Source organism: Enterobacter cloacae complex sp. 342H5 (genome assembly GCF_050030905.1).
In the GTDB taxonomy this organism is placed as follows: domain Bacteria; phylum Pseudomonadota; class Gammaproteobacteria; order Enterobacterales; family Enterobacteriaceae; genus Enterobacter; species Enterobacter intestinihominis.
On the sequence record NZ_JBLGVB010000001.1, the window covers coordinates 4,398,116 to 4,416,559 of the forward strand.

11 protein-coding genes, 4 tRNA genes, 3 rRNA genes and 1 riboswitch are annotated in these 18,444 nt (G+C 54.0%); of the genes, 4 read left to right on the forward strand and 14 right to left on the reverse strand.

What is annotated here, in order from left to right:
- Positions 1–279 precede the first annotated feature (279 nt).
- Positions 280–1,800, forward strand: coding sequence for a YifB family Mg chelatase-like AAA ATPase (locus tag ACQG03_RS21000; protein WP_063163866.1), 1,521 nt, complete (start codon positions 280–282; stop codon positions 1,798–1,800).
- A gap of 26 nt (positions 1,801–1,826) precedes the next feature.
- On the opposite strand, the gene ACQG03_RS21005 is transcribed toward ACQG03_RS21000, so the two are convergent.
- Positions 1,827–2,165, reverse strand: coding sequence for a DUF413 domain-containing protein (locus ACQG03_RS21005; RefSeq protein ID WP_006808641.1), 339 nt, complete (start codon positions 2,163–2,165; stop codon positions 1,827–1,829).
- Between the two features lie 118 nt (positions 2,166–2,283).
- Between ACQG03_RS21005 and hdfR the strand changes: the two genes are divergently transcribed.
- Positions 2,284–3,105 carry an HTH-type transcriptional regulator HdfR gene (gene hdfR, locus ACQG03_RS21010; protein WP_022649779.1) on the forward strand — a complete coding sequence of 274 codons (822 nt, stop codon included), beginning with the start codon at positions 2,284–2,286 and terminating at the stop codon, positions 3,103–3,105.
- Positions 3,106–3,205: 100 nt separating this feature from the next.
- On the opposite strand, the gene ACQG03_RS21015 is transcribed toward hdfR, so the two are convergent.
- From ACQG03_RS21015 to btuB, 9 genes are all read right to left on the reverse strand, one after another.
- A tRNA-Trp gene (locus ACQG03_RS21015) sits at positions 3,206–3,281 on the reverse strand.
- Positions 3,282–3,334: 53 nt separating this feature from the next.
- Positions 3,335–3,411 (reverse strand) — tRNA-Asp (locus ACQG03_RS21020).
- Between the two features lie 55 nt (positions 3,412–3,466).
- Positions 3,467–3,582, reverse strand: a 5S ribosomal RNA gene (gene rrf / locus ACQG03_RS21025).
- Positions 3,583–3,651: 69 nt separating this feature from the next.
- Positions 3,652–6,557: ribosomal RNA gene (locus ACQG03_RS21030) — 23S ribosomal RNA — on the reverse strand.
- 171 nt (positions 6,558–6,728) lie between these two features.
- Positions 6,729–6,804 (reverse strand) — tRNA-Ala (locus tag ACQG03_RS21035).
- 105 nt (positions 6,805–6,909) lie between these two features.
- Positions 6,910–6,986, reverse strand: a tRNA-Ile gene (locus tag ACQG03_RS21040).
- Positions 6,987–7,056: 70 nt separating this feature from the next.
- Positions 7,057–8,598 (reverse strand): 16S ribosomal RNA (locus ACQG03_RS21045).
- The 16S, 23S and 5S rRNA genes sit together here with 4 tRNA genes alongside, the layout of an rRNA operon.
- Positions 8,599–8,984: 386 nt before the next feature.
- Entirely contained in the window at positions 8,985–9,836 is an 852-nt protein-coding gene (murI, locus tag ACQG03_RS21050) for a glutamate racemase (RefSeq protein WP_023298885.1), read from the reverse strand.
- Positions 9,781–11,628 (reverse strand): TonB-dependent vitamin B12 receptor BtuB, encoded by a 1,848-nt coding sequence (btuB, locus tag ACQG03_RS21055; protein ID WP_063163754.1) that lies wholly within the window; start codon positions 11,626–11,628, stop codon positions 9,781–9,783. Before btuB ends, murI begins: the two co-directional genes overlap by 56 nt.
- Positions 11,629–11,694: 66 nt before the next feature.
- Positions 11,695–11,870: riboswitch (cobalamin riboswitch) on the reverse strand.
- Between the two features lie 104 nt (positions 11,871–11,974).
- On the opposite strand from btuB, the gene trmA reads away from it, so the two are divergent.
- Positions 11,975–13,075: a tRNA (uridine(54)-C5)-methyltransferase TrmA gene (gene trmA / locus ACQG03_RS21060; protein ID WP_063163755.1), complete on the forward strand. Its 1,101-nt coding sequence runs from the start codon at positions 11,975–11,977 to the stop codon at positions 13,073–13,075.
- Positions 13,076–13,165: 90 nt separating this feature from the next.
- Here the strand turns inward: trmA and ACQG03_RS21065 are convergent, their stop codons facing one another.
- Positions 13,166–13,525, reverse strand: a complete 360-nt coding sequence (locus ACQG03_RS21065; protein ID WP_017383113.1) for a YijD family membrane protein — start codon at positions 13,523–13,525, stop codon at positions 13,166–13,168.
- A gap of 9 nt (positions 13,526–13,534) precedes the next feature.
- Positions 13,535–14,173: an HTH-type transcriptional repressor FabR gene (gene fabR / locus ACQG03_RS21070; RefSeq protein WP_003862059.1), complete on the reverse strand. Its 639-nt coding sequence runs from the start codon at positions 14,171–14,173 to the stop codon at positions 13,535–13,537.
- A 196-nt stretch (positions 14,174–14,369) separates the two neighbouring features.
- On the opposite strand from fabR, the gene sthA reads away from it, so the two are divergent.
- On the forward strand, positions 14,370–15,770 hold the full coding sequence (sthA, locus tag ACQG03_RS21075; protein ID WP_003862057.1) for a Si-specific NAD(P)(+) transhydrogenase: 1,401 nt from the start codon (positions 14,370–14,372) through the stop codon (positions 15,768–15,770).
- On the opposite strand, the gene oxyR is transcribed toward sthA, so the two are convergent.
- Together oxyR and argH are read right to left on the reverse strand one after the other, a co-directional pair.
- Positions 15,753–16,670: a DNA-binding transcriptional regulator OxyR gene (gene oxyR, locus ACQG03_RS21080; RefSeq protein WP_022649783.1), complete on the reverse strand. Its 918-nt coding sequence runs from the start codon at positions 16,668–16,670 to the stop codon at positions 15,753–15,755. The genes sthA and oxyR overlap by 18 nt on opposite strands.
- Positions 16,671–16,975: 305 nt before the next feature.
- Positions 16,976–18,349 carry an argininosuccinate lyase gene (argH, locus tag ACQG03_RS21085; protein WP_063163756.1) on the reverse strand — a complete coding sequence of 458 codons (1,374 nt, stop codon included), beginning with the start codon at positions 18,347–18,349 and terminating at the stop codon, positions 16,976–16,978.
- Between the last annotated feature and the right edge of the window lie 95 nt (positions 18,350–18,444).

The window sequence follows — 18,444 nt, forward strand, 5'->3', positions numbered from 1 at the left end:
TCTGACACAAGATTTTTTTATGACTCATTTCTGTAGCAAGCGAACTATTTCATTCAAAATCGTTGTTTTATATAGGGAAAAAATAGAAATGAAGATTTTTCATATTTTTGTCCTGTTTCATCAGGCAAGGCGCGCATGATTTCTTTTCTGCGAGGCCGATTCCACCGACATGTAATGATTACATTTAGGCGCTAAAAGGCTGGAACGAGCGCCGTAATTCAGTGAATTAGCGCTAAACAGGAAAAATGATGCTGGCATAGTCACCGCCAAGGAGGGCTTATGTCACTGTCAGTTGTTTATACACGCGCGGCCATCGGCGTGAAGGCACCGCTTATTTCTGTAGAGGTTCATTTAAGTAATGGACTGCCCGGACTGACGCTGGTCGGCTTACCCGAAACGACCGTTAAGGAGGCCAGGGATCGCGTGCGCAGCGCAATTATTAATAGCGGTTATGCTTTTCCGGCGAAGAAGATCACCATCAACCTTGCGCCCGCCGATTTGCCAAAGGAGGGGGGGCGATATGATTTACCTATTGCTATAGCGCTTCTCGCGGCTTCTGAACAGCTCAATACGTCAGGGTTAAGCTCGTGCGAGTTCGTGGGTGAATTAGCGCTTACAGGCGCGTTAAGAGGCGTTCCCGGAGCAATCTCGGGTGCGCTTGAAGCCATACGCGCGGGAAGGCAAATCATTGTGGCCAATGAAAATGCCTCTGAAGTCAGCCTTATCGCCGAAAAGGGGTGTCTTGTCGCGGGACATTTGCAGGAGGTTTGCGCCTGGCTGGAAGGCCGACACGAGCTTGCCGAGCCGCAGGAGAATGAGGAGGTAGTGGCAGATTCACCCGATGACCTCAGCGATATTATGGGTCAGGAACAGGGTAAGCGGGCGTTAGAAATAACGGCCGCGGGTGGGCATAACCTGCTACTGATAGGTCCGCCAGGCACGGGGAAAACGATGCTGGCGAGCAGGTTGAGCGGCCTGCTGCCCCCCCTCAATAATCACGACGCGCTGGAAAGCGCCGCGATATTTAGCCTGGTCAGTTCAATATCGCTGCATAAACAGTGGCGCCGCCGTCCTTTCCGCTCGCCACACCACAGTGCGTCTCTTACCGCGATGGTGGGCGGGGGCTCAATTCCCGGACCGGGTGAAATCTCACTGGCACACAACGGCATTCTGTTCCTGGATGAATTGCCAGAGTTTGAACGCCGCGTGCTGGATGCGTTGCGGGAGCCGATTGAATCCGGCGAAATCCATCTGTCTCGTACACGCGCCAAAATAAGCTACCCTGCGCAGTTTCAGCTGGTCGCCGCGATGAACCCTAGCCCAACGGGCCATTATCAGGGCAACCATAACCGCTGTACGCCGGAGCAGACGCTGCGCTATCTGAGTAAGCTGTCTGGCCCCTTCCTCGACCGTTTTGATTTATCTCTCGAGCTCCCCCTGCCACCGCCCGGTCTGCTGAGGCAAACCGGTATCAAAGGCGAAAGCTCAGCAGTGGTGCGAGAACGGGTTATTGCGGCTCAGGCGCGGCAGTATGCACGTCAGAACAGGCTGAATGCCCGGCTGGATAACAGCGGGATCCGACAGTTTTGCTCTCTCAACGCCGAAGATGCAGGCTGGCTGGAAGAGACACTGACGCGGTTTGGGCTATCCATTCGCGCGTGGCAGCGTTTGTTGAAAGTTGCGCGCACGGTCGCTGACGTGGAGGGCTGCCCCGGAATAGAGAGGCGACATTTGCAGGAGGCATTAAGCTACCGTGCGATCGATCGGCTGCTGTTGCATCTGCAAAAAATGCTGGCATAAAAAAGGGGCCGTAGCCCCTTCTCTTCTTAATCGTCAGACTCGGTGTAGTCTTCTGCACCTTCCATCTGCGGCTTGCCGCCAGACAGCGTATGGAAACGCTTAGGACGCTTAATGCGAGCCATATACTTGATCCATACACGTTCTGCATCAGACTGCGGCTCACGCTCACCACGACAAACAGAGACAAATTGTTTTTCATCTTCGGTTGCCGGTTCGCGCTTACCCAGATCCAGCTCGTTAAAGGCATAACCATGGCGCTCAAGAAGTTGAGCTTCTTTGATAGTGAAATCGCCGTGACGAGAGAACCCGCGCGGATAATGTTTATTATCGAAAAAACGATTAGTCGTCGTAAAGCTTTCCGCCATCCTACACGCTCCTAATTCTTTGGCCGAGCTATTTATGGCGCGGAGTATTAGTTACGCTTGACAGAGTGTAAAACAAAACATTTAAATCATAACGACAAATAATTTTGTGGAGAAAGATGTGGATACGGAATTGCTAAAAACTTTCCTCGAAGTGAGCAGAACGCGACACTTTGGGCGAGCAGCTGAAGCCCTCTACCTGACGCAGTCAGCAGTCAGTTTTCGTATTCGACAGCTGGAAAATCAACTGGGTGTGAACCTTTTTACCCGCCATCGCAACAATATTCGTCTAACCCCAGCCGGTGAAAAGCTATTGCCTTATGCAGAAACCCTGATGAATACCTGGCAGGCAGCGCGAAAGGAGGTTGCGCACACCTCCCGGCATAATGAATTCTCGATCGGTGCCAGCGCTTCACTATGGGAATGCATGCTCAGCCAGTGGCTTATGCGGCTATATCGCACACACAATCATCTGCAATTTGAGGCGAGGATTGCGCAACGCCAGTCGCTGGTTAAGCAACTCCACGAGCGGCAGCTTGATCTGCTGATCACCACAGAAGCCCCCAAGATGGATGAATTTAGCAGCCAGATTGTTGGACAGTTTAGCCTGGCGCTCTATGCATCCGAGCCTGCAATGATGAAGGCCGACCTGAATTATTTACGCCTGGAATGGGGGCCTGATTTTCAGCAGCACGAGACGGGGTTAATTGCCAGCGATGATATCCCGCAACTCACGACAAGCTCTGCGGAGATCGCATGCCAGCATCTTCCCACACTGAAAGGCTGTACCTGGTTACCTGTTCGCTGGGCGGATAATAAACCTGCACTCCATGTTGTCACCGATTCAACAACGCTCTCCAGGCCGCTGTATGCCATTTGGCTGCAAAACAGCGATAAGCAGTCGCAGATAAAAGATCTGTTAAAAACCAGCATACTGGATTAACGCAAAAGCCTGCGGAAACGCAGGCTGCTTATTCTTCAGGAAGGTGTTGAGCCGTTTTACAGGCAAAAAAAAATCCTTTGCCGAAGCAAAGGATTCTATATGGCAGGGGCGGAGAGACTCGAACTCGCGACACCCGGTTTTGGAGACCGGTGCTCTACCAACTGAGCTACGCCCCTAAATTTTTTTGCCATTAAGCCTGCCCTTTGGGCAGGCTTAATGTCTTAATAAGTGGCGGAACGGACGGGACTCGAACCCGCGACCCCCTGCGTGACAGGCAGGTATTCTAACCGACTGAACTACCGCTCCACCGAATACTTCTGTAACCACCGGATTAATGCACCGGCTTACTACTTAATTTGATGCCTGGCAGTTCCCTACTCTCACATGGGGAGACCCCACACTACCATCGGCGCTACGGCGTTTCACTTCTGAGTTCGGCATGGGGTCAGGTGGGACCACCGCGCTAAAGCCGCCAGGCAAATTCTGTTAATCTGTATCAGGCTGAAAATCGTCTCTGTCTCTTCGCCAAAACAGCTTCGGCGTTGTAAGGTTAAGCCTCACGGTTCATTAGTATCGGTTAGCTCAACGCATCGCTGCGCTTACACACCCGACCTATCAACGTCGTAGTCTTCAACGTTCCTTCAGGAGACTTAAAGTCTCAGGGAGAACTCATCTCGGGGCAAGTTTCGTGCTTAGATGCTTTCAGCACTTATCTCTTCCGCATTTAGCTACCGGGCAGTGCCATTGGCATGACAACCCGAACACCAGTGATGCGTCCACTCCGGTCCTCTCGTACTAGGAGCAGCCCCCCTCAATTCTCCAGCGCCCACGGCAGATAGGGACCGAACTGTCTCACGACGTTCTAAACCCAGCTCGCGTACCACTTTAAATGGCGAACAGCCATACCCTTGGGACCTACTTCAGCCCCAGGATGTGATGAGCCGACATCGAGGTGCCAAACACCGCCGTCGATATGAACTCTTGGGCGGTATCAGCCTGTTATCCCCGGAGTACCTTTTATCCGTTGAGCGATGGCCCTTCCATTCAGAACCACCGGATCACTATGACCTGCTTTCGCACCTGCTCGCGCCGTCACGCTCGCAGTCAAGCTGGCTTATGCCATTGCACTAACCTCCTGATGTCCGACCAGGATTAGCCAACCTTCGTGCTCCTCCGTTACTCTTTGGGAGGAGACCGCCCCAGTCAAACTACCCACCAGACACTGTCCGCAACCCGGATTACGGGTCTACGTTAGAACACCAGCCATTAAAGGGTGGTATTTCAAGGTTGGCTCCACGCAGACTGGCGTCCACGCTTCAAAGCCTCCCACCTATCCTACACATCAAGGACCAGTGTTCAGTGTCAAGCTATAGTAAAGGTTCACGGGGTCTTTCCGTCTTGCCGCGGGTACACTGCATCTTCACAGCGAGTTCAATTTCACTGAGTCTCGGGTGGAGACAGCCTGGCCATCATTACGCCATTCGTGCAGGTCGGAACTTACCCGACAAGGAATTTCGCTACCTTAGGACCGTTATAGTTACGGCCGCCGTTTACCGGGGCTTCGATCAAGAGCTTCGCGTTGCCGCTAACCCCATCAATTAACCTTCCGGCACCGGGCAGGCGTCACACCGTATACGTCCACTTTCGTGTTTGCACAGTGCTGTGTTTTTAATAAACAGTTGCAGCCAGCTGGTATCTTCGACTGATTTCAGCTCCGCCCGCAGGGGCTTCACCTACATATCAGCGTGCCTTCTCCCGAAGTTACGGCACCATTTTGCCTAGTTCCTTCACCCGAGTTCTCTCAAGCGCCTTGGTATTCTCTACCTGACCACCTGTGTCGGTTTGGGGTACGATTTCGTGTTACCTGATGCTTAGAGGCTTTTCCTGGAAGCAGGGCATTTATCACTTCAGCACCGTAGTGCCTCGTCATCACACCTCAGCGTTAACAAGGTACCGGATTTACCTGGAACCTCCGCCTACATGCTTAAACCGGGACAACCGTCGCCCGGCTGACATAGCCTTCTCCGTCCCCCCTTCGCAGTAACACCAAGTACAGGAATATTAACCTGTTTCCCATCGACTACGCCTTTCGGCCTCGCCTTAGGGGTCGACTCACCCTGCCCCGATTAACGTTGGACAGGAACCCTTGGTCTTCCGGCGAGCGGGCTTTTCACCCGCTTTATCGTTACTTATGTCAGCATTCGCACTTCTGATACCTCCAGCACCCCTCACAGGACACCTTCAACGGCTTACAGAACGCTCCCCTACCCAACAACGCATAAGCGTCGCTGCCGCAGCTTCGGTGCATGGTTTAGCCCCGTTACATCTTCCGCGCAGGCCGACTCGACCAGTGAGCTATTACGCTTTCTTTAAATGATGGCTGCTTCTAAGCCAACATCCTGGCTGTCTGTGCCTTCCCACATCGTTTCCCACTTAACCATGACTTTGGGACCTTAGCTGGCGGTCTGGGTTGTTTCCCTCTTCACGACGGACGTTAGCACCCGCCGTGTGTCTCCCGTGATAACATTCTTCGGTATTCGTAGTTTGCATCGGGTTGGTAAGCCGGGATGGCCCCCTAGCCGAAACAGTGCTCTACCCCCGAAGATGAGTTCACGAGGCGCTACCTAAATAGCTTTCGGGGAGAACCAGCTATCTCCCGGTTTGATTGGCCTTTCACCCCCAGCCACAGGTCATCCGCTAATTTTTCAACATTAGTCGGTTCGGTCCTCCAGTTAGTGTTACCCAACCTTCAACCTGCCCATGGCTAGATCACCGGGTTTCGGGTCTATACCCTGCAACTTAACGCCCAGTTAAGACTCGGTTTCCCTTCGGCTCCCCTATACGGTTAACCTTGCTACAGAATATAAGTCGCTGACCCATTATACAAAAGGTACGCAGTCACCCCATAAAGAGGCTCCCACTGCTTGTACGTACACGGTTTCAGGTTCTTTTTCACTCCCCTCGCCGGGGTTCTTTTCGCCTTTCCCTCACGGTACTGGTTCACTATCGGTCAGTCAGGAGTATTTAGCCTTGGAGGATGGTCCCCCCATATTCAGACAGGATACCACGTGTCCCGCCCTACTCTTCGAGTTCACAGCATGTGCATTTTCGTGTACGGGACTATCACCCTGTACCGTCGGACTTTCCAGACCGTTCCACTAACACACAAGCTGATTCAGACTCCGGGCTGCTCCCCGTTCGCTCGCCGCTACTGGGGGAATCTCGGTTGATTTCTTTTCCTCGGGGTACTTAGATGTTTCAGTTCCCCCGGTTCGCCTCGTTAACCTATGTATTCAGTTAACGATAGTGCAACGGATTGCACTGGGTTTCCCCATTCGGACATCGCCGGGTCAAAGGTTCATATCACCTCGCCGGCGCTTTTCGCAGATTAGCACGTCCTTCATCGCCTCTGACTGCCAGGGCATCCACCGTGTACGCTTAGTCGCTTAACCTCACAACCCGAAGATGTTTCACTTCTGATTGCGAAAATTTGAGAGACTCGAACACACCATTAAAGATGTGTCGTTTCAATTTTCAGCTTGATCCAGATTTTTAAAGAGCAAAACTTCGCAGTGCACCTTTTCAGGTTCACTCTGAAGTTTTCTTGTGTTCGCAGTAAAGGATGGTGGAGCTATGCGGGATCGAACCGCAGACCTCCTGCGTGCAAGGCAGGCGCTCTCCCAGCTGAGCTATAGCCCCATCGTAGTTATCTCTCTACCGGTAATTTTTGTTGAGGCAAGGCGTGGTGACACGAAGCATACTCAGGTATGTGAGTGTCGCCGCAACGCAGCATCAGCAAAAATTTGGTAGGCCTGAGTGGACTTGAACCACCGACCTCACCCTTATCAGGGGTGCGCTCTAACCACCTGAGCTACAAGCCTGCAGAGATTTTTTACTGCTGTTTTTCATCAGACAATCTGTGTGGACACTGCAAAGGCAGGTTCTTTAAGGTAAGGAGGTGATCCAACCGCAGGTTCCCCTACGGTTACCTTGTTACGACTTCACCCCAGTCATGAATCACAAAGTGGTAAGCGCCCTCCCGAAGGTTAAGCTACCTACTTCTTTTGCAACCCACTCCCATGGTGTGACGGGCGGTGTGTACAAGGCCCGGGAACGTATTCACCGTGGCATTCTGATCCACGATTACTAGCGATTCCGACTTCATGGAGTCGAGTTGCAGACTCCAATCCGGACTACGACGCACTTTATGAGGTCCGCTTGCTCTCGCGAGGTCGCTTCTCTTTGTATGCGCCATTGTAGCACGTGTGTAGCCCTACTCGTAAGGGCCATGATGACTTGACGTCATCCCCACCTTCCTCCAGTTTATCACTGGCAGTCTCCTTTGAGTTCCCGGCCTAACCGCTGGCAACAAAGGATAAGGGTTGCGCTCGTTGCGGGACTTAACCCAACATTTCACAACACGAGCTGACGACAGCCATGCAGCACCTGTCTCAGAGTTCCCGAAGGCACCAAAGCATCTCTGCTAAGTTCTCTGGATGTCAAGAGTAGGTAAGGTTCTTCGCGTTGCATCGAATTAAACCACATGCTCCACCGCTTGTGCGGGCCCCCGTCAATTCATTTGAGTTTTAACCTTGCGGCCGTACTCCCCAGGCGGTCGACTTAACGCGTTAGCTCCGGAAGCCACGCCTCAAGGGCACAACCTCCAAGTCGACATCGTTTACGGCGTGGACTACCAGGGTATCTAATCCTGTTTGCTCCCCACGCTTTCGCACCTGAGCGTCAGTCTTTGTCCAGGGGGCCGCCTTCGCCACCGGTATTCCTCCAGATCTCTACGCATTTCACCGCTACACCTGGAATTCTACCCCCCTCTACAAGACTCTAGCCTGCCAGTTTCGAATGCAGTTCCCAGGTTGAGCCCGGGGATTTCACATCCGACTTGACAGACCGCCTGCGTGCGCTTTACGCCCAGTAATTCCGATTAACGCTTGCACCCTCCGTATTACCGCGGCTGCTGGCACGGAGTTAGCCGGTGCTTCTTCTGCGGGTAACGTCAATCGACAGGGTTATTAACCCTGTCGCCTTCCTCCCCGCTGAAAGTACTTTACAACCCGAAGGCCTTCTTCATACACGCGGCATGGCTGCATCAGGCTTGCGCCCATTGTGCAATATTCCCCACTGCTGCCTCCCGTAGGAGTCTGGACCGTGTCTCAGTTCCAGTGTGGCTGGTCATCCTCTCAGACCAGCTAGGGATCGTCGCCTAGGTGAGCCGTTACCCCACCTACTAGCTAATCCCATCTGGGCACATCCGATGGCAAGAGGCCCGAAGGTCCCCCTCTTTGGTCTTGCGACGTTATGCGGTATTAGCTACCGTTTCCAGTAGTTATCCCCCTCCATCAGGCAGTTTCCCAGACATTACTCACCCGTCCGCCACTCGTCAGCGAAGCAGCAAGCTGCTTCCTGTTACCGTTCGACTTGCATGTGTTAGGCCTGCCGCCAGCGTTCAATCTGAGCCATGATCAAACTCTTCAATTTAAAAGTTTGATGCTCAATGAATTAAACTTCGTAATGAATTACGTGTTCACTCGTTGAGACTTGGTATTCATTTAGTGTCCGAGGACATTAAGAATCCATGTCACTTTGAGTGCCCACACAGATTGTCTGATAAATTGTTAAAGAGCAGTTGCAACGCGGCTTTCAGCTCATCGTTGCGAGGTCCCGTATATTACGTTTTCCTCATTCAGAGTCAAGCAATTATTTTCACTTTTCTCTGTTGGCGTTCATCTCTGAACCCCGCTGTCCCGGCGGCTTGTAAGCCGTTGTTCCGTGTCAGTGGAGGCGCATTATAGGGAGTTCTCAGACGTTGACAACCCCTCTTTGAAAAAAAACGTTCAACCGTCTCTTTTTTGCTCAAAACCGTGCTACAGCGCCAGTTTTTCGAGCGTTTCGAAGCCATAACGACGTAAAACGGGCAAAAGTTGTTCGGTTTCTTTTGTTATCGCCATACAGAAAGCGATGTTAGCATCCGCTGATTTCGCATCCGGCGCCTCGTGCTCCAGTAGCCAGGCGGTCCGACGCGCAATCGCAGCACCGGAATCCACCAGCCGGGTCCCTTCAGGCAAAACCTTTAACAGCTCTTCCTGTAATAGCGGGAAATGGGTGCAGCCGAGAACAACCGTATCCGGTGGTTCCTGCATCCGCAGCCATGGACGCAGAATGCGACGCAGCTCTTCAAGCGATACCGTCTCGCCGTGCAGTTTCGCTTCCGCCATTTCCACCAGCTCCGCCGAGCCGAGCATGGCGATCTGGCATTCATTGGCAAAGCGCTCAATAAGCTCACGCGTATAAGGACGTTTTACCGTACCGCGTGTCGCCAGCAACCCCACGATACCGTTCGCCGTCAGACGCGCCGCAGGTTTGATTGCCGGGACAACGCCCACAACCGGGAACGGGAATTTTTCGCGCAGGGCAGGAAGAGAGACCGTGCTTGCCGTATTACAGGCAATAACCGCCAGCGCCAGGGGATAGCGCTTTTGTACCGCAGTGACGATTTCAATCACACGCTCAACGATAAAGTCTTCACTCTTTTCCCCATACGGGAACGCGACGTTATCGAAGGCGTAGATGTAATGGAGATCCGGCAGGAGCTGCCGAATCTCATCATAGACCGAAAGCCCACCGACGCCGGAATCAAACACCAGCACGGTGGGACGCGGATCAGAAGGTGTAGCTGCCAGACAAGGTGTATTCCCGTCCTGCAGTTTGGTAGCCATAAACTGTCTCGTAATCTTTATCGAACAGGTTGGCTATTTTACCACGAACTGTGAGATGTGAGGTGACAGGATATGAAACCGCGACGTCCCACAGGCTGACGCCGCCCATTTTAACTTTCTCTGACGGATAGGTTCCAAAGTCGGTGTCGTAGCGCATGCCGAGATAGTGATACGTCAGGCTCCAGTCAACATCATAGATCTGCGTATCAAGCTGATATTTCACCTGCTGTTTAGCACGACGGTCCAGAAGTTGATTGGTTGCCGCATTGCGGGCATCCACATAGTCGTAGCCCACAGTATGCGTCAACGGACCCGTATCAAACGACGCTGTCGCTTCTACACCTTTAATGCGTGCTTTGCCGACGTTGTAATATTGCTGAAGGTTATTGTTGAAGTCGATGAGATTATCAACGTCATTACGATAGCCGGATACGCGCCAGCTTACGCCTGCCGTCAGGCCTTCAAACGCCCCTTCCCACTGTTTGCTCTCTTCAGGATCAAGATGGGTATTGCCGTAGAAGCCATAGAGCTGACCCAGATTCGGCGCTTTATAGGCCGTGCCATAAGAGGCTATGAAGCGGTAACCGTCAACGAACTCCCAGGCTGCGCTACTTTGCCAGGTACCATGGCGACCAAACTGAGAGTTGTCATCGCTGCGGGCTGCCGCCTCCAGAGTGAAATCTCCAAACTGCTGCAACCCAGTCAGGTAGACGCCAGTGTTACGCAGGTCATAGGCGTTGGTTACGTAGTTGGTACCCGGCTCGGTGCTCTGTTTCTGCCAGTCAACGCCCGCGCCGATGTTGCCATGTCCCACGTCAACTGAGTTGGTCCACTGAACATTGTACTGTTTGATTTCATCCAGGGTTGCTGTGGAGTCATAGCGTCCAAGGTGCGGATCGTAATTGTAGTCTTTGCTGTGACTGTAGCTGGAGAGCAACTGTGAATGGAAAACATCCCGGTTAAACCGCAATCCGGCATCCCAGGTCTGGCTATAGAGTTGGCGGGTATCAACCAGCACATCAGGGGTAAATGAACTGTAATAGCCGTCATAGGCGGTACGGTTGCTGTAACCATAGCCGCGAACGAAACCACTCCATTGCTCAGAGAAAGCATGCTCCAGTGCGCCGTAGAGCGTTTTATTCATAAAGCCGTCGCGATCGGTCTGGGCAAGGCCGCCGTTATTACCGTCAGCAACGACGTCAAAGCCTTTTGTGTAGGTGTAATCCCCCGCCAGCGTAACGCGCGTACTTTCACCCAATGTTTGCTGGGTGCTGCCACCATAATTCTGGAAGCCGTGTGTCCCAACGCCAGCATTCAGCGTTGTGCCATCCTTCGCACGCGTAGTGATAATGTTGACTACACCACCGATCGCATCCGAGCCGTACACCGCCGAACGCGGTCCACGAAGATATTCGATGCGCTGCACCAGGGAGATCGGAAACTGGCTGAGATCGGACGACCCCGTGACGCCCGCCTGGTTAAGGCGGATCCCATCGACGAGAATCAGGACATGGCTGGAGTTCGTACCGCGTATAAAGAGAGAAGAGAGCTGCCCCATCCCGCCATTTTGTGCCGTATCTACGCCAGGCAGGCGACGCATGACATCCAGAACCGTGGTGGATTGCCAGCGGTCGATATCGGCCCGCGTCACGACAGAAGTCGCAGCCAGAACAGATTTTTCAGGTTGTTCGAAACGGTTTGCTGTCACCACCAACGAGTCGGCGCTTTCCTGCGCCCAGCCCGAAAATGCCGTGACGGAAAACGCCGTCAACAGCGATACTTTTTTAATCATTGTTAAAGCATCCACAATATAAGAAGGATGCCGCAGGCCTCATCGATAGCACGCGATGATGAAACCAAATGCGACGTGATCCCGGCAGGTCTTCGGGCTGGGTGGCGTTATACGGATGAAGACTTCCCGTTTTCACAGTGTCTACAACTCTCATCCCGCCAGTCTTTACCGCTGCGCGTCAGCTCCAGATTTGCACTGGATTCCCTTTTCACTCTCAGGAGACCGGAAACAGAATGCTACAATTAGACACGTATAGATGTCCAGATAGCTATTAGCCATTAAATCTGGACATCCACTGCACAATCCCTACAATCCCCGCGTAATTCTTTATCACTCAGGACGCATCATGACCCCCGAACACCTCCCGACAGAACAGTACGACGCACAGCTGGCAGAAAAAGTTGTCCGCCTGCAAAGTATGATGACGCCTTTCAACGCGCCCGTTCCCGAGGTGTTTCGTTCTCCGGTCAGCCACTACCGTATGCGCGCTGAGTTTCGCATCTGGCACGATGGCGATGACCTGTACCACATCATTTTCGATCAGCAGACGAAATCCCGGATTCGCGTAGACAGTTTCCCGGCGGCGAGTGAGCTTATCAACCAGCTAATGACGCTGATGATCGACGGTGTGCGCACTAATCCGGTGCTGCGCAACAAGCTGTTCCAGATTGACTACCTGACCACCCAAAGCAATCAGGCCATTGTCTCTCTGCTCTATCACAAAGCGCTGACCGACGAGTGGCGCGAGCAGGCAGAAGCCCTGCGCGATGCGCTGCGCGCGCAGAACATCAACGTGCACCTGATTGGCCGCGCGACCAAAACCAAAATCATGCTGGACCAGGATTACATCGACGAGCGTTTGCCGGTGGCAGGAAAAGAGATGGTTTACCGTCAGGTGGAGAACAGCTTCACCCAGCCGAATGTGGCAATGAACGTGCAGATGCTGGAGTGGGCGCTGAATGCGACGGAAGGGTCGACGGGCGATCTGCTGGAGCTCTACTGCGGTAACGGCAACTTCTCGCTGGCGCTGGCGCGTAACTTCGAACGCGTGCTGGCGACGGAAATCGCCAAACCGTCGGTGGCCGCCGCGCAGTACAACATCGCCGCTAACCATATTGATAATGTGCAGATCATTCGTATGGCGGCAGAAGAGTTTACCCAGGCGATGAACGGCGTACGTGAGTTTAACCGCCTGCAAGGGATTGATTTGAAGAGCTACCAGTGTGAGACAATTTTTGTCGATCCGCCGCGCAGTGGCCTGGACAGCGAAACCGAGAAGATGGTGCAGGCGTACCCGCGTATTTTGTACATCTCCTGTAACCCTGAGACGCTGTGCAAGAATCTGGAAACATTAAGCCAGACGCACAAGGTTGAACGTCTGGCGCTGTTCGATCAGTTCCCATATACGCACCATATGGAGTGCGGCGTACTGCTCACGGCGAAGTAATGTGGGCCTTGTAGGGCAGGTAAGCGAAGCGCCACCTGCCAAAAAAGCCGGATGGCGCTTCGCTTATCCGGCCTACAATGACAAAACCCTTTACTCTGGTAACTGGCTCTTGCGGCTACGCATGCGCGAGCCAATCCAGAACACCAGCGCCACAGACAGCACCGCAGGCAGGAAGTTAGAACCGATATCCGGATACTCTGCACGCACCACGGTGCTGTACAACAGTACACCCAGAATAAAACAGGCTGCGGCCAGCCCCGGTAACCCAACCGGCATGGTGCGGTTCAGATAACGTTGATGCAGGCAATACACCGTCAGCACCAGCGCGATAATCGGGAAAATCGAGAACGGTACAATTGAGCTGAAAACCGCCGCAAACGTACCATTGATGGATAAGCCAGCGATCAATGCCAGCAACAGCGTTCCTTTATCCTGACCTGACTGTTTCATTACTCACCTTCACTCATCGTTTTGATGTGCCAACTTCTCTTGTTCACGGCGATACCAGTAGTACGCACCTTTAGAAATCATTCGCAGCTGCAATACCAGTCGCTCTTCGAGTTGCTTACGTTGCTCAATGCTGACATCCAGCGCTTCGGCACCCGCACTGAAAACAATGGTCACCATCGCCTCGGCCTGTGCTTCAGTAAACGCACGCGGCATATGGTTTTCGAGTTCAAGATAGTCGGCAAGTTCCGCGATGAAATGCTGAATTTCACGCGCGACGGCGGCACGAAACGCCGCCGACGTGCCAGAGCGCTCGCGCAGCAAAAGGCGAAACGCGTTAGGGTTATTGCCGATAAATTCCATAAATGTCGACACGGAGGTGCGGATCACGCTGCCGCCTTTGGCAATACGCTGACGCGCCTGACGCATAAGCTGGCGCAGCATCAAACCGCTCTCGTCGACCATGGTCAGGCCCAGTTCATCCACATCACGGAAATGACGATAGAAGGACGTTGGCGCAATCCCGGCCTCGCGCGCCACTTCGCGCAGGCTTAAACTGGCAAAACTCCGCTCAGCACTCAGTTGACTGAATGCGGCTTCCACCAGCGAACGCCGGGTTTTCTCTTTTTGTTGTGCTCTTACGCCCATCACGATAGTTGAATCCTTCCAAAGGCCCGTTGGCACTATACCAGAGAATAAAATTAATCTGTTTACCTGGCTTTGTGAATGATTGTTTACGCGCGGTTTGTGCTCCACTGCCCGAAAAAAGCACAACGATAATTGGGTTACCCAGGCAATGATGTTATGATTCTGTTGCTTTTATGTATAAGAACAGGTAAGCCTTGCCATGCCACATTCCTACGATTACGACGCAATAGTTATTGGTTCCGGCCCCGGCGGCGAAGGTGCTGCTATGGGTCTGGTAAAACAGGGAGCCAGAGTAGCGGTTATTGAGCGCTACCATAATGTCGGCGGCGGTTGCACCCACTGGGGCACCATCCCTTCGAAAGCCCTCCGCCACGCCGTTAGCCGCATTATCGAATTTAACCAGAACCCTCTTTACAGCGACCACTCCCGACTTCTTCGTTCTTCCTTTGCCGATATCCTGAATCACGCAGACACGGTCATTAACCAGCAGACGCGCATGCGTCAGGGTTTCTATGAGCGCAACCACTGTGAAATTCTGCAGGGTAACGCGCATTTTGTAGATGAACACACCCTGGCGCTGGAGTGCCACGACGGTTCGGTTGAGACGCTCACCGCTGAAAAATTTGTGATTGCCTGCGGATCGCGCCCATATCATCCGGCAGACGTGGACTTCTCTCATCCACGCATTTACGACAGCGACTCCATCCTCAGCCTGCACCACGAGCCACGCCATGTGATCATCTATGGCGCGGGCGTGATTGGCTGTGAATATGCGTCGATCTTCCGCGGCATGGAGGTCAAAGTCGATTTGATCAACACCCGCGACCGGCTGCTGGCGTTCCTCGATCAGGAGATGTCAGATTCCCTCTCCTACCACTTCTGGAATAGTGGCGTGGTGATTCGCCACAACGAAGAGTACGAGAAAATCGAAGGCTGCGACGACGGTGTGATCATGCACCTGAAATCTGGTAAGAAGCTGAAGGCGGACTGCCTGCTGTACGCCAACGGCCGTACCGGCAACACGGATTCATTGCAGCTGGAGAATATCGGGCTTGAAACCGACAGCCGCGGTCAGCTCAAGGTCAACAGCATGTACCAGACTGCGCTGCCGCACGTTTACGCGGTGGGCGACGTTATTGGTTACCCAAGTCTGGCCTCCGCTGCTTACGATCAGGGCCGCATCGCCGCACAGGCGCTGGTGAAAGGTGAAGCGACGGCGCATCTGATCGAGGACATCCCGACGGGCATCTACACCATCCCGGAAATCAGTTCTGTCGGCAAAACCGAGCAGCAGTTGACGGCCATGAAGGTGCCTTACGAGGTGGGTCGTGCCCAGTTTAAACACCTGGCGCGCGCACAAATTGTGGGGATGAGCGTGGGTACGCTGAAGATCCTGTTCCATCGCGAGACGAAAGAGATCCTCGGTATTCACTGCTTTGGTGAACGTGCCGCGGAAATCATTCATATCGGCCAGGCGATCATGGAGCAAAAAGGTGGTGGCAACACCATCGAGTACTTCGTTAACACCACCTTTAACTACCCGACCATGGCGGAAGCCTATCGGGTAGCTGCGCTGAACGGCTTAAACCGCCTGTTTTAACGCGTTGTCGAAATGGCCATCCATTGCACCACGGATGGCCTCTGCCAGCTGCTCATAGCGGCTGCGCAGCGGTGAACCCGGACGATAAACCAGGCCGATCGTGCGACGCGGCTCTGGCTTAATACACGGCAGATAGACCACGCCATCACGCTTACGCTCGCGCGGCACGGCCAGCGCAGGCAGCAGCGTAATGCCACTTCCCGCCGCGACCATGTTACGCAGCGTTTCCAGGCTGGTTGCGCGGAAATGGGTATCTTCATCTGCACCCGCTTCGAAGCAGAAGCCCATCGCCTGATCGCGCAGACAGTGGCCGTCTTCCAGCATCAGCAGCTTTTCTCCGGCCAGATCGGCCATCGGCACGCGATCGCGGTTCGCCCACGGGTGATCTTCATAGATCGCCAGCATCATCGGCTCATCGAACAGCGGTACTTCAATAAACGCTTCACTCTCTTTGACCAGCGCCAGGATCGCGCAGTCGAGCTTGCCGCTGTCTAACTGCGCCAGCAGCTGATGGGTTTGCGCTTCATGCAGGTACATTTCGAGTTTCGGGAACGTCTGGTGCAGCAGCGGAATGATTTGCGGCAACAGATACGGGCCAACGGTTGGGATCAGGCCAATATGCAGCGGGCCGGACATCGCCTCCCCCTGCTGGCTTGCCATTTCCTTGAGCACTTTGACCTCGCGCAGTACGGTGCGCGCCTGATCCACCAGCAGCAGACCTGCCTGCGTGAACAGTACCTTACGACTGGTGCGCTCCAGCAGCATCACGCCCAGCTCATCTTCCAGCTTGCGGATCTGACCGCTCAGCGTTGGCTGGCTGACATGGCAGGAGTCTGCCGCGCGGCGAAAATGGCGATGCTCAGCTAACGCTACCAGGTATTCAAGATCACGAATATTCATTATTCATCCTCCGTCGCCACGATAGTTCATGGCGATAGATAGCATAGCAACGAACGATTATCCCTATCAAGCATTCTGTTGAATAATACATCACATAGACGAGGCGGCACGTGTTTGACCCAAAACGACCCCGCACCGTCAGCGAGTTTCTCTCAAAACTCGAAAAACTAAAGCCAACGTGAACTTTTGCGGACCCCGTGGTCCGCTTTTTTTTGCGTATAAAAAAGCCCGGCACTAAGCCAGGCTCCGTTTTTCTCCCTCTCCCTGTGGAAGAGGGCCGGGGTGAGGGCACCAGCCCGCACAAATCAAACCAACCGGTTTTTCGCGTCCGTAATCGCCTGCGCCACCTGCTTCGGCGAGACTCCACCTTTCGCCGCACGCTTATCCAGGCAGGATTGCAGGGCCAGAATCGGGTAGACATCCTCCCCAATAACCGCACTGAATTTCTGCAGGTCGGCAAGCGCCAGCTCTTCAAGGGCTTTACCCTGACGAATCGCTTCCACTACCGCTTCACCCACAATATGGTGCGCCTCGCGGAACGGTACGCCTTTCGCCACCAGGTAGTCTGCCAGCTCAGTTGAGTTAGCATAGCCCTGCTGCGCCGCTTCCTGGCAGCGCGGACGTTTCACCTGAATGCCGTCCAGCACCAGCGCGCCCATATGCAGACAGTCCAGCCAGGTGTCGAGCGCGTCGAACAGCCCCTCTTTGTCTTCCTGCATGTCTTTGTTGTATGCCAGCGGCAGCCCTTTCAGGGTCATCATCATGCCGGTCAGCGCGCCCTGCACGCGGCCACATTTGCCGCGGATCAGCTCCAGCGCATCCGGGTTTTTCTTTTGCGGCATCAGGGAGGAGCCGGACGTCACGCGGTCGGACAGCTCGACGAAGCCCGCTTCGCCAGAGTTAAAGAAGATCAGGTCTTCGGCAAAGCGCGACAGGTGCACCATCCCGATAGAGGCATTCGACAGCAGCTCCAGCACATGGTCACGGTCAGAGACGCTGTCCAGGCTGTTGCGGGTGGCGGAAGCAAAGCCCAGCCAGCCTGCCAGCTGCTCACGGTCGATTTCATAAGCCGTACCGGCCAGCGCGCCGCTGCCCAGCGGGCTGACGTCCAGACGCGTTAAGGTATCCTGTAAACGGCTCTCATCACGCGCCAGCATCTCAACGTAGGCCAGACACCAGTGCGCAAAGGTCACCGGCTGTGCGCGTTGCAGGTGGGTATAACCCGGCATCACCGCATCCTGATTGTTCTGCGCAGTGTCCACCAGCGCGCCCTGCAACTGACGATTTGCCGCCAGCAGTTCGCCTATGGTCTCTTTGCACCACAGCTTCAGGTCGGTCGCCACCTGGTCATTACGGCTACGGCCGGTATGCAGTTTTTTACCCAGCTGGCCGACTTTGTCGATGAGTTTGCCTTCCACCCAGCTGTGAATATCTTCGGCATCGCTCTGGAGGATTTGCTGCGGATCCAGACGCACCTCTTCCAGCAGATTATTCAGCGCCTCTTCCAGCTGCTGCTGTTCCTCTGCGGTCAGCACGCCCACGGTCACCAGCGCTTTGGACCAGGCCACAGAGCCGACAATATCCTGTTCGGCCAGGCGGTAGTCGAAGCGCAAAGAGTCGTTGAACTGTTTGAACCGCTGATCCGCTGCCTGTGTAAAACGCCCACCCCAAAGTGCCATAACGAATTTCCTTAATGATGATATTTTTGCCCGGTGGCGCTGCGCTTACCGGGCCTACAAAATTCACGTAGGCCGGATAAGCGAAGCGCCATCCG

What these genes read in the sequence shown, in the direction of transcription:
- ACQG03_RS21000 (WP_063163866.1), top strand. Translation starts at nt 280, where the DNA reads ATGTCACTGTCAGTTGTTTATACACGCGCGGCCATCGGCGTGAAGGCA.
- oxyR (WP_022649783.1), bottom strand. Translation starts at nt 16,670, where the DNA reads ATGAATATTCGTGATCTTGAATACCTGGTAGCGTTAGCTGAGCATCGC.
- murI (WP_023298885.1), bottom strand. Translation starts at nt 9,836, where the DNA reads ATGGCTACCAAACTGCAGGACGGGAATACACCTTGTCTGGCAGCTACA.
- sthA (WP_003862057.1), top strand. Translation starts at nt 14,370, where the DNA reads ATGCCACATTCCTACGATTACGACGCAATAGTTATTGGTTCCGGCCCC.
- argH (WP_063163756.1), bottom strand. Translation starts at nt 18,349, where the DNA reads ATGGCACTTTGGGGTGGGCGTTTTACACAGGCAGCGGATCAGCGGTTC.
- ACQG03_RS21005 (WP_006808641.1), bottom strand. Translation starts at nt 2,165, where the DNA reads ATGGCGGAAAGCTTTACGACGACTAATCGTTTTTTCGATAATAAACAT.
- ACQG03_RS21065 (WP_017383113.1), bottom strand. Translation starts at nt 13,525, where the DNA reads ATGAAACAGTCAGGTCAGGATAAAGGAACGCTGTTGCTGGCATTGATC.
- btuB (WP_063163754.1), bottom strand. Translation starts at nt 11,628, where the DNA reads ATGATTAAAAAAGTATCGCTGTTGACGGCGTTTTCCGTCACGGCATTT.
- trmA (WP_063163755.1), top strand. Translation starts at nt 11,975, where the DNA reads ATGACCCCCGAACACCTCCCGACAGAACAGTACGACGCACAGCTGGCA.